Genomic DNA, 12,511 nt, shown 5'->3' with positions numbered 1-12,511 from the left:
GCAGGACGCCTGCCGTCCCGGCAATAAAAAAGCCCCCGCGATGCAAACCATCGCGGGGCTTTTGTGATTCGACGACGAAGAGGGCGAGCGCTACCGCCCCGCTCCCACCGGCATCAGATCGCCATCGGCGCCGTCAGCGGCTCGTGATGCCGATAGCCGACCAAAGAGAAATCCGCAGGCTCGATCGTCTCGAGCCATTCCGGCTCGTACACGCCGGTCTTCGCGTAGTCGGGCACACGATCGGAAATCGCGAGCCGCGGACTCTCGTACGGCTCGCGCTCGAGCTGCTGGTGCAGCATATCGAGCTGATTCTCGTAGATATGCGCATCGCCGATGAAATAGCTGAACCAGCGCGGCGTATAGCCCGTCAGCCGTCCGACCAGATGCAGCAGCGCCGCGCCCTCGGTCAGATTGAAGGGCGTGCCGAGCCCGACGTCGTTGCTGCGGATATACAGGCACAACGAAATTTCGCGACGCGTAACGTTCGGCAGAAACTGGTACAGCAGATGGCAAGCCGGTAGAGCGATCTGGTCGAGCACGGCTGGGTTCCAGGCATGGAACAGAATGCGTCGATCTGCGGGGTTCTGCATGATCGTGTCGAGACACTGGCGCAGCTGGTCGATCGCCTTGTAAAGCAGCACCTTCGAGCGGCCTTCTTCGTCGAACTGCGTGATCATGCGAAAACCGCGCGCCTGCGCGTCAGCGAGTTGCGCACTCGCGCTGGCGTCGAGCACCTTGTAGGCCGGCCACTTGCGCCATTGCACGCCGTAGACATCACCGAGATCATCCGGGCCCTCGCGGTACGGATTGGCGAGCCACTGCGCGTTCTGATTCGCGTTCCCGTCCCACACCTTGCAGCCGAGCTCGCGGAAATCCGCGGCGCTGCGCGAAGCACGCAGAAACCCGACCAGCTCGCCGATCGCCGACTTGAACGCGAGCTTCTTCGTCGTGACCGCTGGAAAGCCTTGTTGCAGATCGAAGCGTAGCATCGCGCCGGGCATGCTGATGGTGCGGATGCCGGTGCGGTTTTCCTGCCACGTGCCGGTGTCGAGAATCGTACGGACGAGGTCGAGGTATTGTTTCATGCAGTTTCCTTCGGCGCGGCGCGAACCCGATCAGGCGCGCTCACGGAATTGAGCAAAACCCGATTCTAACAAGCGCGACCGCGCGCCGCCGGAGCATGGCGCGCCGCATGGGGAATATCGAGGGAAATATCAGACGGAAAGGAAAACACCGCGGTACGCGATATACGAGCGGCAAACACGTGCATGCAAAAGTGCTTCGACGCGACGCTTGCCGGCTGGCGTCGCTGCGCCCGGAAGGCACAGACAATCCGTCCGAACCGGCACAGCCCGAGACCCACGGCGACGCGCCAGACCTTCACATGCCACGTCGCCAGTCTCGCCGCTCGCCCGCGCCGCCTACAGATGCTGCACCGACGCCGGCAAATCGCCGTGCGGCGCCGACATCGGCTCACCTTCCATATGGCGCATGCCGTGCGAGCACAGCAGCCGGTACAGCGTCACTCGCGAGATGCCAAGTTCCTGCGCCGCGTCTCCGAGCCGCCCGCGATGCCGCAGCAACGCAAGCTCGATCGCCTGACGCTCGGCCGCTTCGCGCGCCTGCGCGAGCGACACCGGCACGATCTCGACGTATTCGGCAAGTTCGAGGTCGCGCGCGGTGATCGCGCGTCCCTCCGACATCACGATCGCGCGCCGCACCCGATTGATCAGCTCGCGCACGTTGCCGGGCCAGCCGTAGTTATGCAGCGCGGCGATCGCGTCGGGCGCGAAGCCACGCAGGCGGCGGCTCGCATCCTTCTTGAAACGTTCGAGCATGTGCCGCGCGAGCAGTTCGATGTCCTTGCCGCGCGCGCGCAGCGGCGGCTCGTCGATCTGCAGCACGCAGAGGCGGTGATAGAGGTCGGAACGGAAGCGCCCTTCGATCATCGCCGCGGTCATGTCCACGTGCGTGGCCGAAATGATGCGCACGTCGACGTCGATCGCGCTATGGCCGCCGAGCCGCTCGACCTTGCGCTCCTGCAGGAAGCGCAACAGGCTCGCCTGGCTTTCGAGCGGCAGATCACCGATTTCGTCGAGAAACAGCGTGCCGCCGTTGGCCGCCTCGACCCGGCCGATCTTGCGCTGGTTCGCGCCGGTGAACGCACCGCGCTCGTAGCCGAACAGCTCCGATTGCAGAAGATGCGGCGGGATCGCACCGCAATTGATCGGCACGAACGGCGCGTTGCGCCGCGCCGAGCGTTCATGAATGGCGACTGCCGTCAGCTCCTTGCCGGTACCCGATTCGCCGGAGATGAACACCGGCGCGTCGGTCATCGCGACCTTGCGGATCGAGCGGAACAGCGCGAGCATCGCGTCGCACGAGCCGACCATCTCGCCCTCGGCGCCTTGCGAGCCGTCGTGCGACGCCGTTTCGCTAAGCGAGATCATGCCGTACGCATGACCGACCGAGTCGACGATACGGTCGCCCGAAGACGGCACCGTCACGTAATCGAAGCAGTAGTCGCGCACGAGCCGGCGCAACGCGGCGTCCTGGAGTTGGCCAGGCGTAGTGGCAGCGACCCAGCCGACGTTCGGCATGGTCAAACAGGATTCAAAAGCGGCGATTTCGTGCGGCTGGAAATCACTGGACAGATCGAGCAGGCCGCCAGCAGCCGAGCCGGTGCGCACTGCCCGGCGCGCATCGCGCGCCGATCCCACGACTTCGACATGCCAGCCACGCTGCATAAAACGCGTATTCAGTTCCGCGCTCGGGTCACGCGAAACGTAAATCAGTTGCCGCGTTGCGGGTTCCATTATTCAGATCCTCTCGTCAACGAACGTTAAGGACGACGCATGCACCTGAAATTGCGGTTCAGACACGCTGACTCGTCCAGGATTCGCGAATCGCAAAACCCGAACGGCCATTCCATTCCGTGCGGACAGCTGATCCCCAAGAAAGCGGCGTGTGTGTTCGAGACGGCCCGATATGGGCCTTTTTTAAATTTGAAGCTGTTTTCGAGAGCTTACTATACGCGCGCCGCTTCGAAAACAATTATGCGAATTTAATCGATGGACCCGTTGCCCATCAAGGCTTAGCGGCTGATCGCGATTTATTCAGCCGACAAATAAAACATTAGTGGAAGCGCTTTTCGTGGCGTTCTCGCGACAGTATTTCGTTACCTCGTGGATTAACGAATTATAGGTATTTTCTGCTGATCCGTTTCAGCACTGCAACGTTTTTTGCCGATTTGGAACGCATTAGTCTCGTTTGTGCTGGTTGGCGCCGGGCGTATCAATGGATTGCGAGTGATGGCACATGTTTCGCTAATTGGCGTGCACCAGGGAGACACATCATGCGACTCGCATTACGCATCGATCTGATAAGCCGCCGCGCACCATCCTTCGCGATCTGCGCAGTTCTCGCGTTCAGCGCCCTGCCGGCGAGTGCCGGCACCCCGACAGCGCAAGCCGCCCCGGCGCGATTCGCCACGCTGACGGATTCCAGCGATGCCGCCGACCCCGCCTGCGCCAGCCTGCAAGCCACCACGCCGGTTGCCGCGGAGGACGATAGCCAGATTGCCGCCAACCCGTCGACCCCGGCTGCCGATGCTGCATCCATGAACGATATTTCGCTCGATGACCAGATGCTGTCGCGGCAACGCGGCGGCGCGGTCGGCATGTTGATGGTCGCCGCGACGCCTCGCTTGATGCAAAGCGGCGGCAACCAGGTGACGTTGTGGGACGAGATCGCGCCACCCTCGCCGCTGCCGGTGCCCATCGATGCCGCGCGCGCCGCCCAGGGCAACGTCGCGACATACCAGCGCAAGTAAGCAGGACGAAGCAACGAACAGACGGCAAATAACCAGGCAATGCAGGACCGGTGGCCGCGCGAGAGGTGACGCGCCCCACGACGGCGGGACACAAGTAACAAGAGAGAAGGGACCGGGACATGAGCACGAACCAGCAGACGCCGCACGCCCTCGTGCTGCCGGCGGCGTCGTTCAGCAACGCTCCCGTCTTGCCGCGCCCCGCTTCGGCCGGCACCGCCCTTCTCGCCAGCGTCCTCGTCACCGCCTGCTTCGCAAGCCATGCCTATGCCGAGCAGGTCGCCAATCCGGGCGACATCGTCGTCGAGCGCAGCGTCACGCCGCGTGACGCGTTCGTCCCCGTGCCGCGCGACCAGGACCCGGTCGCCGTGCGCGCCACCACGTTCCCGGCCAACTCGTTCGATCCGACGATCGCGACACTCGTCGGCGACACCGATCTGACGAACGCGCACGGCTCGAACGGCGTCGCCGCCGGCGGCGTACCCGGAGGCACCGGCATGCGGGCCGTCACGCAGATCCTCTCTGGCAAGGCGACCGGCAACACGATCCCGCGCTGAACTCGGGCGGCATCGGCGGACCGGCGACGGGCGTCGGCGGCGCGATCAGCTCGTCGGTGACGGGCGCGCTCGCGCCGCTATCGAACGTGCTCGGCGGCGCGCTCGGAGGCCTGAAATGAGCGCACGCCTGCGCCCCTCGCTTCGCTCGCTGCAAATCGCTGCGGCACGCCCGGCCCTGCGCGTGTGCGCGTGCCTGTGCATGGGCGTCGCTGCGTTCGTCGCCGGCACGGCTCACGCGCAGGCGCAAGCGATACCCATCGTCGGCGCCATCGCGACGATCGGCAGCGGCGCGGGCATGGGCGCGACGGGCGCGCTCACGGTCAACGAAACGGCTGGCCCCGACAACGCGCAGGCCAACCAGATCACGGTGACGAAAGGCGCCGCGGTCGGCAACGCGAACGCGAGCGTGCAAAGCGCGTCGGTGGCCGCGAACGTGCCGCGCGCGCAGGCGTCGATCGAAGCCAGTGCGTTTTCGAACACATCCGGCGCGGTGCTGATGAACCAGTCGGCCGGAGTAGGGAATCTGCAGCGCAACAGTACCCAGATCGGGACTGCGGCGCTCGGAGTCGAGACCGTCCCGGATGGGGAGCTCTCCGCGACGGCCCCGAAAAACGGCAGTCCGGGGCGGTCGAACGCGATTCACGGCGTGCAGCGCGAGGCAAGCATTTTCAGCGATGCCTTTCGCAACGCGAACGGAATCGTGCAAATCAACCAGGCAGCCGGCGCCGGTAATGCCACGGCAAACAGTTTTGTGCTCCGTCCCCCGGCGGGCACTTTTTTTAACTGACCACACTTAAGTATCGGAGCGAATCATGAAGCGCACTCTTATTGCCACGGCCGTTCTCGTTGCCGCATCCGGCAGCGTGCTTGCCGCGCCGCAGAAGGCCTACCTGTTCAATACGACGGTCGTCGGCGAGATGGTCGGCGTCGAAGGTCTGGTCGGACTGTTTGGCTGCGTGCATGTGTCCAGCACGGCTAACGCGGTGATCAACAACAATCAGACCGTCAACGTGAATGCGACGCTCGATCCGCAGGCGCAGACCTACACCAGCGGCAACGTGACCACGACGCTGAACAACAGCAGAACGTCGGTCAGAGGCGGCGGCTCGGCATTCGCGTTCACGACACAAAACCATACGTCGTCGAGCTCGGGCTCGCAGGGCTTCGAAGCGTCCGGCGGCTATGCGTACGGCAACCAGAGCGCGAGCGTGACGAGCGGCGGCTATGAAACCAGCCAGCAGGCAGCCGGTATCGCGGGCAGCTTCTCGCACACAAGTCAGAACTCTGGCGGCCATCTGTCTGCCGGCGGCTCGATCGGCGGCGGCTACAGCTATCAGGACCACAACACGTTCTCGCACGGCAGCGGCTCGTTCAGCGCCCGCGGCGGCCTGCAGGCCGGTTATCGCGAATCGAGCTACGCGAACTCGTCGGGCGTCGCCGGCGGCTTCGAAGCAAGCGAAGCGTCCGGGCAAGGCCATTCGTGGGGCTTCAAAGCGAGCGAAGGCTCCGGCTATGCGATGGTCGGCGAGCAATCGTCGGGCTACTCCCGCAGCCGCTCGTCGTCGAGCGACTCGTATGGCGCCGCATGGGGCATCGACGCAGGCATGTCGACGACCGACGTGACGACGGGCGGCTCGATCACGCAGCACATCAACAACGAAGCTGCCGCCACGCTGAATGCAACCACCGGCACCAACGCAGCCAGCAACGTGTCGGGCAACCTCGGCATCAACATCGCGGAAGGCATCGACAACGCGCAGAGCAACGACGTGTCGCTCGCCTCGGTCGACGTCGGCAACGTGTTCGGCAACGCGCAGGCCTTCAACGTGCAGTCCTCGGGCGGCAGCGCAACGATTCACAACTTCAATCTGAACGCGTCGGTCGGCAACGGGTCGCTGTCGGGTGTGACGGGCAACGTCGGTGTGAACATCGCTTCCGGTATCGGCAACGCGCAGGACAACGCGCTTGCCGGCGCCGTGACGACGACCTCGCCGGGCAAGGCGCTGATCACCGCGATGGATGCGACGGACGACAACTCGCAATCCGCGACGATGACCGTCCACGGGCAATTCCAGGGCACCGCGAGTCTGGGTGCCGATACGCTGAAAGGCGCCTCCGGAAACATCGGCGTGAACATCGCCGGCGGCGCGGGCAACTTGCAGCACAACGGCCTCGCCATCGCGGCGCTGAACAGCGGCAAGTAAGCACGCGACGCGGCGAGCGCGGGCAAGCAGAAGAAGCACAAAGCAGTCGGAGGGGCGCGCCGGCAGCCATAGAAGCTGCCGGCGCGGATCGGGCAGGAGACCAGCATGACCGGGTTCAAGGGGTTCCCGGCGCTACCGTTCGCCGTAGCGCTGGCAGGGTGCGTGCTGTGCGCGGATTACGCCGCCGCACAGTCGAGCATCGACACGTCCACGTTCGTCGGCGTGCCGTTGACGAAGACGGTCCGTTCGATGAAGGACCTGCGCTACAGCCACATCGTCAATCAGCAATTCGATTACAGCTGCGGCGGGGCGGCGCTCGCCACCCTCCTCAAGTACGGCTTCGGCATCGATATTCCGGAAACCGAACTGATTCGCCAGATGACGGTCTTTTCAACGCCCGAAGTCGTCGTCAAGAACGGCTTCTCGATGCTCGACATGAAGCACTTCGTCGAGACCATCGGACTGCGCGGCCGCGGCTTTCGCGTCAACGTCGAAGCGCTCCACCATCTTCAGATCCCCGTGATGGTCCTGATGAACATCGACGGCTACGAGCATTTCGTGATCGTCAAACATGCGCAGGACGGCCGCGTGTTCATCGCGGACCCGGCGCTCGGCAATCGCATCGTGCTCGAAGAGGACTTCGCGAAGACCTGGAACGGTCTCGTGTTCGCGGTCCTCGGCAAACCCTTCAGGGAGGATTCACCACTGTTGCAGGACAACGAGTCGCTCGCGCTGAAGCTGCGCGCCGCTGCGCTGGCAGCCGGCACCGCCGCGACTCCCTTTTTCGAGTACGGCTTGAACAAGGCAGACATGTTCTGATCCCGCCATGAAGTCACACTTCACACAGCTTGGGTTCGTGCTCTGCGCCGTCGCCTGCGGCGCAAGCAGCCTTGCCCACGCTTCGGAGGGCGCCGCCTCGCCACCGGCTCCCGAACTTTCGATAGCGCCCGAGCCAGGCGCCGCGCCCCTGCGGGTGCAACTCGTCGGCGACGACGTGCTCGCGACCCAGACCGGCAAATACGCTGGCGCGACGAGGCTGCAGACGGCGGCACGCTGTTTCTCGACGAGATCGGCGATCTGCCGCTCGAAAGCCAGGCGAGCCTGCTGCGCTTTCTGAGGAAGGCAAGATCGAGCGGCTCGGCGGACGCGAATCGATTCCGGTCGACGTGCGCATCATCTCGGCGACCCACGTCGATCTCGACGGCGCGATGCGCGAGGGCCAGTTCCGTGCGGATCTGTTTCATCGCCTGTGCGTGCTGCGCGTCGATGAGCCGCCGCTGCGCGCGCGGGGCGCGACATCGAGATTCTCGCGTACCACATCCTGCACAAGTTCAAGACCGACAACGCGCGCAAGATTCGCGGCTTCACGCCGTCGGCGATCGAGGCGCTCTACAACTACAACTGGCCCGGCAACGTGCGCGAGCTGATCAACCGCGTGCGCCGCGCGATCGTGATGGCCGAGAACAAGCTGATCTCGGCCGACGACCTCGACCTCGCGGGCTACACCGAGCAGGAAAGCATGACGCTCACGCAGGCGCGCGAGGCTGCCGAGAAGCGCGCGATCGAGGCCGCGCTGCTGCGCCATCGGCACCGGTTGAACGAGGCGGCGGTGGATCTGAACATTTCCCGCGTGACGCTGTATCGGCTGATGGGCGTGCACGGCTTGCGCGAACCGGGCAGCGCCGACGACAAGGGAGCGTTCGCCGCGGACGGGCCGGCGCGAAAGTGAGCGGCGGGTACGCGTCGGTGTGCATCGACGGCTCGGGTAGAATCGCCCGGTTACCCTCCTCTTTCCATTCGATGACGACGCTCACCCTGATCGTCGCTCGCGCCAGCAACGGCGTGATCGGCCGCGACAACCAGTTGCCCTGGCGACTGCCCGAAGACCTCAAATTCTTCAAGCGCACGACGATGGGCGCGCCCATCATCATGGGCCGCAAAACGCATGAATCGATCGGCCGGCCACTGCCGGGACGCCGCAATATAGTCGTCACGCGCGATGCCTCGCGACGCTTTCAGGGCTGCGACACCGCGACCAATCTCGACGAAGCGCTCGCGCTCGCCGCGCAGGACCAGGCGCCGCAGGCGTTTCTGATCGGCGGCGCAGAGCTCTACGACGAAGGGCTGCGCCATGCGGACAAGCTGATCGTCACCGAAATCGCCGCCGACTTCGACGGCGACGCGACCTTCCCCGCGATCGACCCGCAGGTGTGGGAAGAAATCGCGCGCGAAGCGCATCATTCGAATGCGCCCAACGACTTCGATTACGCATTCGTCACGTATCAGCGCAAAGACGTCTGACGGCGCGCGCCACGCAAGCGATAAAAAACGCCACGCAACGTTCAGTTGCGTGGCGTTTTCGTTTGATACGGGGCTGCGCTGGAACGAGCCGTGTGGCTTACTGCCCCGCGATCGTCATCCGCTCGATCAGCACCGAGCCGGTCTGCTTGGTGCCGCGCGTGATCGTATCCGCGCCGATCGCGACGATATGGCGGAACATCTCCTGCAGCGTGCTCGCGACCGTGATTTCCTCGACCGGATACTGGATCTTGCCGTTCTCGACCCAGAAACCCGACGCGCCGCGCGAGTAGTCGCCGGTCACGTAGTTGACGCCCTGCCCCATCAGTTCGGTCAGCAGCAGGCCCGTGCCGAGCTTCTTCAGCATCGCCTCGAAGTCGTCTTCGGGACGCGTGTTCGAACTGAGCAGCGACAGGTTGTGCGAGCCGCCCGCGTTGCCGGTGGTCTTCATGCCGAGCTTGCGCGCCGAGTAGGTGGACAGGAAGTAGCCCTCGACGACGCCGTCCTTCACGACCGAGCGCTGGCGCGTGCGCACGCCTTCCTCGTCGAACGGCGCGCTGCCCATCGCGCGCGCGACGTGCGGGTCTTCAACCACCTGCACGTGCGGCGCGAACACCGGCTTGCCGAGGCTGTCGACCAGAAACGAGGTCTTGCGATACAGCGCGCCGCCGCTCGTCGCCTGCACGAACGCGCCGAGGAGGCCCGCCGCGAGCGGTGCCTCGAACAGCACCGGCACCTTGCGCGTGTCGAGGCCGCGCGCGCCGATGCGCGCGAGCGCGCGCTGCGCCGCGTAACGACCGACCGCTTCGGGATCGGCGAGCTCGTCGGCGCTGCGCGTCGACGTGTACCAGTCGTCGCGCTGCATGTTGCGGCCGCTGCCGGCGATCGGCGCGCACGCGACGTAGTGGCGCGAATACGGATAGCCGGCGAGGAAGCCGCGCGAGGTCGCCAGCACGAACTGCGAGTGCTGTGCCGACACGCTCGCGCCTTCCGAGTTCTTGATCTGCGGATCGGTCGCGAACGCGGCGTCCTCCGCGCGGCGCGCGATTTCGACCGCTTCGTCGGCGGACAGATTCCACGGGTGGTACAGATCGAGATCGCGCGGCGCGGTTTCGAGCAGCTCGGCTTCGGCGAGGCCCGCGCAATTGTCTTCGGCGGTGAAGCGCGCGATGTTGTAGGCGGCCGCGACCGTGTCCTTCAATGCCTGCGGGGAGAAGTCCGAGGTGCTGGCGTTACCGCGTTTGTTGCCGATGAACACCGTCACGCCGACCATCTTGTCGCGGTTGTGCTCGATGGTCTCGACTTCGCCGCGCCGTACCGAGACGGACAGGCCGTCGCCTTCGGAGATTTCGGTCGCGGCATCGGTGCCGCCGAGCGCCTTCGCGTGACGGAGGATGTCCGAGGCGATTTCCTTCAGCTCATCCTGGGTATGCGGAAAAAAGCGCTGCTTGACGTCCATGTCTGCTGCCATTGTGGTTGCCGTCCTGTTGGGGCCGCGCGGCCGTGGGTATGCGCACCGTATTCGGCGCAGGCGCGCGGGTTCGGGATAAATGCATCCCGCGATCATAGCAAGGTACGCGCCGCCGCGGGTCGGGCCGGCGCGGCAAGTTACAATACCGGCATGACACGCAAAACCCGCATTCAACCGATCGAATCCGTCGTCACGGAAGTCGACGAAAACGGCTACGATCGTCCGAGCAAGTCTCAGGTCAAGCGCGAAATGCAAGCGCTGCAGGATCTGGGCTTGGAACTCGTCGCGCTGCCGAAAGACGCGCTCAAGCGCATGCCGATGCCCGAAAAGCTCGACGAAGCCGTGCGCGAAGCGCGCCGCATCACCGACCACGAAGGCAAGCGCCGCCAGATCCAGTACGTCGGCCGCGTGATGCGCTCGCTGCTCGACACCGAAACCGCCGCGCTGCGCACCGCGCTCGACACCTACAAGGGCATCAACAAGTCGGAAACGGCGAAGCTCCACTGGATCGAGCGCACCCGCGAGAAGCTGCTTGCCGACGACGCCGCGCTGACCGAATTCATCCGCCAGCACCCGAGCGCCGACCCGCAGCAGGGCCGCACGCTGATCCGCAACGCGCGCAAGGAAGCGGAGCAGAGCAAGCCGCCGCGCTACTTCCGCGAGTTGTTCCAGTGGGTGAAGAGCGCGGCAGGCACCGACGACGAAGCGGAAGACGCGCACGACCCCAACCTCGCCGCGGAAGACGACGATGACGACCGCGACGCCTGATCAACGTAAGCAACGTCAGCACCCCGACGAAATCGTGATCGGCCTCGTGTCGATCAGCGACCGCGCGTCGACGGGCGTGTACGAGGACAAGGGCATTCCGGCGCTGCAGGAGTGGCTCGGCGCGGCCTTGAGCTCGCCATGGCAGGTGGTCACGCGGCTGATCGCCGACGATGCGCCGACCATCTCGGCGACGCTGATCGAGCTGGTCGACGAAGTGGGCTGCGATCTGGTGCTGACGACCGGGGGCACCGGACCGTCGCGCCGCGACGTGACGCCCGAGGCGACACTCGCTGTCGGAACCAGGGAGATGCCCGGCTTCGGCGAGCAGATGCGGCAGATCAGCCTGAATTTCGTGCCGACCGCGATCCTGTCGCGCCAGGTCGCGGTGATCCGCGAAACCGAACGACACGCCGCGCTGATCATCAACCTGCCCGGCCAGCCGAAATCGATCAGGGAAACGCTGGAAGGCCTGCGCGATGACGGCATGGTCAAGGTGACAGGGATTTTCGCGGCGGTGCCGTACTGCATCGACCTGATCGGCGGCCCTTACGTAGAAACGAACGTCGACGTGGTCAAGGCGTTCCGGCCGAAAAGCGCGCAACGCGCGCCGCGGCAAGACTGAGGTTCGAGGTTCGTGGCCTGCCCGTGCAGGCCCGCGCTTTACTGAGCGCTGGCGGCGGCGTCCGGCGCCGACGGCACGAGGAAATGCTCGCGGTAGTACTTCAGCTCGTCGATCGACTCGTGGATATCGGCCAGCGCCGTATGCATCGCGCGCTTCTGGAAGCCCTTGTACATGACCGGCTGCCAGCGCCGGCACAGCTCCTTCAGCGTGCTCACGTCGAGGTTGCGGTAGTGGAAGAAGCTCTCCAGATCCGGCATCCAGCGCGCCATGAAGCGGCGGTCCTGGCAGATCGAGTTGCCGCACATCGGCGACTTGCCGGGCGGCACGTACTGGCCGAGGAACTCGCGGATTTGCGCGGTCGCGTCGACCTCGCTGACAGTCGACGCCTTCACGCGATCGATCAGCCCCGAGCGGCCATGCGTGTTCCGGTTCCACTCGTCCATCTTCGCGAGCGTTTCATCGCTCTGATGAATCGCGAGCACCGGACCTTCGACCATCCTGTCGAGCGTCGAATTCGTCACCACCACCGCGATCTCGATGATGCGGTCGGTGTCGGGCGCGAGCCCGGTCATTTCCATGTCCAGCCAGACGAGATTCATGTCGCTGCGCACGAGCGGCGGCTGTTCGGTGGATGCGAGGATGTCAGTCATGAAGGCAACCCTGAGGGCCGCGCGGCGGGCTTAGCTGGCAACCCGCGCGGCGCGGCATGTGTTCGTTTGAAATCGATTCGCGCGGTTCGAGCCGGGCCGGCCGCGCCAAAGC

At 65.0% G+C, this 12,511-nt stretch carries 11 protein-coding genes and 2 pseudogenes; 9 read left to right on the top strand and 4 right to left on the bottom strand.

Annotated features, from left to right (window positions below):
* Positions 1-113 precede the first annotated feature (113 nt).
* A complete protein-coding gene (locus tag OKW44_RS34875; RefSeq protein WP_018421324.1) occupies positions 114-1,085 on the bottom strand; it encodes a thymidylate synthase in 972 nt (323 codons plus the stop codon).
* Between the two features lie 336 nt (positions 1,086-1,421).
* Positions 1,422-2,816: a sigma-54 dependent transcriptional regulator gene (locus OKW44_RS34870; protein WP_018421325.1), complete on the bottom strand. Its 1,395-nt coding sequence runs from the start codon at positions 2,814-2,816 to the stop codon at positions 1,422-1,424.
* Positions 2,817-3,355: 539 nt separating this feature from the next.
* Here OKW44_RS34870 and OKW44_RS34865 point away from each other — a divergent pair.
* The 7 genes and pseudogenes from OKW44_RS34865 to OKW44_RS34835 all read left to right on the top strand — a co-directional run bounded on the left by OKW44_RS34865 (position 3,356) and on the right by OKW44_RS34835 (position 8,891).
* A complete protein-coding gene (locus OKW44_RS34865; RefSeq protein ID WP_018421326.1) occupies positions 3,356-3,832 on the top strand; it encodes a hypothetical protein in 477 nt (158 codons plus the stop codon).
* Positions 3,833-3,951: 119 nt separating this feature from the next.
* Positions 3,952-4,505 (top strand): annotated as a pseudogene (locus OKW44_RS34860) (FapA family amyloid fibril periplasmic chaperone).
* Complete coding sequence (locus tag OKW44_RS34855) at positions 4,502-5,173, top strand: FapB/FapC family functional amyloid domain-containing protein (protein ID WP_429412349.1); 672 nt, start codon at positions 4,502-4,504, stop codon at positions 5,171-5,173. Before OKW44_RS34860 ends, OKW44_RS34855 begins: the two are co-directional and overlap by 4 nt.
* Positions 5,174-5,198: 25 nt before the next feature.
* Positions 5,199-6,590 (top strand): FapB/FapC family functional amyloid domain-containing protein, encoded by a 1,392-nt coding sequence (locus OKW44_RS34850; protein ID WP_018421329.1) that lies wholly within the window; start codon positions 5,199-5,201, stop codon positions 6,588-6,590.
* Positions 6,591-6,695: 105 nt separating this feature from the next.
* The gene (locus tag OKW44_RS34845) at positions 6,696-7,409 is read left to right on the top strand and encodes a C39 family peptidase (protein ID WP_018421330.1); all 714 of its coding nucleotides are present in this window, start codon (positions 6,696-6,698) and stop codon (positions 7,407-7,409) included.
* 207 nt (positions 7,410-7,616) lie between these two features.
* Positions 7,617-8,319, top strand: a pseudogene (locus OKW44_RS34840) (sigma 54-interacting transcriptional regulator); the annotation flags it as partial.
* Between the two features lie 71 nt (positions 8,320-8,390).
* The gene (locus OKW44_RS34835; protein ID WP_018421333.1) at positions 8,391-8,891 is read left to right on the top strand and encodes a dihydrofolate reductase; all 501 of its coding nucleotides are present in this window, start codon (positions 8,391-8,393) and stop codon (positions 8,889-8,891) included.
* A 97-nt stretch (positions 8,892-8,988) separates the two neighbouring features.
* On the opposite strand, the gene pmbA is transcribed toward OKW44_RS34835, so the two are convergent.
* On the bottom strand, positions 8,989-10,359 hold the full coding sequence (pmbA, locus tag OKW44_RS34830) for a metalloprotease PmbA (RefSeq protein WP_026225964.1): 1,371 nt from the start codon (positions 10,357-10,359) through the stop codon (positions 8,989-8,991).
* A gap of 150 nt (positions 10,360-10,509) precedes the next feature.
* On the opposite strand from pmbA, the gene yjgA reads away from it, so the two are divergent.
* Positions 10,510-11,127 carry a ribosome biogenesis factor YjgA gene (yjgA, locus tag OKW44_RS34825; RefSeq protein ID WP_018421335.1) on the top strand — a complete coding sequence of 206 codons (618 nt, stop codon included), beginning with the start codon at positions 10,510-10,512 and terminating at the stop codon, positions 11,125-11,127.
* The gene (gene mog, locus OKW44_RS34820) at positions 11,108-11,749 is read left to right on the top strand and encodes a molybdopterin adenylyltransferase (protein WP_018421336.1); all 642 of its coding nucleotides are present in this window, start codon (positions 11,108-11,110) and stop codon (positions 11,747-11,749) included. The genes yjgA and mog overlap by 20 nt, the downstream gene beginning before the upstream one ends.
* Positions 11,750-11,787: 38 nt before the next feature.
* Here the strand turns inward: mog and orn are convergent, their stop codons facing one another.
* On the bottom strand, positions 11,788-12,399 hold the full coding sequence (gene orn, locus OKW44_RS34815; RefSeq protein WP_018421337.1) for an oligoribonuclease: 612 nt from the start codon (positions 12,397-12,399) through the stop codon (positions 11,788-11,790).
* Positions 12,400-12,511: the final 112 nt, after the last annotated feature.

The sequence above is a fragment of the Paraburkholderia lebeckiae genome, assembly GCF_050436325.1.
Classification (GTDB): domain Bacteria; phylum Pseudomonadota; class Gammaproteobacteria; order Burkholderiales; family Burkholderiaceae; genus Paraburkholderia; species Paraburkholderia tuberum.
The sequence above is the reverse complement of the archived record's forward strand: the minus strand, read 5'-3'. Positions and strand labels throughout refer to the sequence as shown.

What these genes read in the sequence shown, in the direction of transcription:
- OKW44_RS34875 (WP_018421324.1), bottom strand. Translation starts at nt 1,085, where the DNA reads ATGAAACAATACCTCGACCTCGTCCGTACGATTCTCGACACCGGCACG.
- OKW44_RS34870 (WP_018421325.1), bottom strand. Translation starts at nt 2,816, where the DNA reads ATGGAACCCGCAACGCGGCAACTGATTTACGTTTCGCGTGACCCGAGC.
- OKW44_RS34865 (WP_018421326.1), top strand. Translation starts at nt 3,356, where the DNA reads ATGCGACTCGCATTACGCATCGATCTGATAAGCCGCCGCGCACCATCC.
- OKW44_RS34855 (WP_429412349.1), top strand. Translation starts at nt 4,502, where the DNA reads ATGAGCGCACGCCTGCGCCCCTCGCTTCGCTCGCTGCAAATCGCTGCG.
- OKW44_RS34850 (WP_018421329.1), top strand. Translation starts at nt 5,199, where the DNA reads ATGAAGCGCACTCTTATTGCCACGGCCGTTCTCGTTGCCGCATCCGGC.
- OKW44_RS34845 (WP_018421330.1), top strand. Translation starts at nt 6,696, where the DNA reads ATGACCGGGTTCAAGGGGTTCCCGGCGCTACCGTTCGCCGTAGCGCTG.
- OKW44_RS34835 (WP_018421333.1), top strand. Translation starts at nt 8,391, where the DNA reads ATGACGACGCTCACCCTGATCGTCGCTCGCGCCAGCAACGGCGTGATC.
- pmbA (WP_026225964.1), bottom strand. Translation starts at nt 10,359, where the DNA reads ATGGCAGCAGACATGGACGTCAAGCAGCGCTTTTTTCCGCATACCCAG.
- yjgA (WP_018421335.1), top strand. Translation starts at nt 10,510, where the DNA reads ATGACACGCAAAACCCGCATTCAACCGATCGAATCCGTCGTCACGGAA.
- mog (WP_018421336.1), top strand. Translation starts at nt 11,108, where the DNA reads ATGACGACCGCGACGCCTGATCAACGTAAGCAACGTCAGCACCCCGAC.
- orn (WP_018421337.1), bottom strand. Translation starts at nt 12,399, where the DNA reads ATGACTGACATCCTCGCATCCACCGAACAGCCGCCGCTCGTGCGCAGC.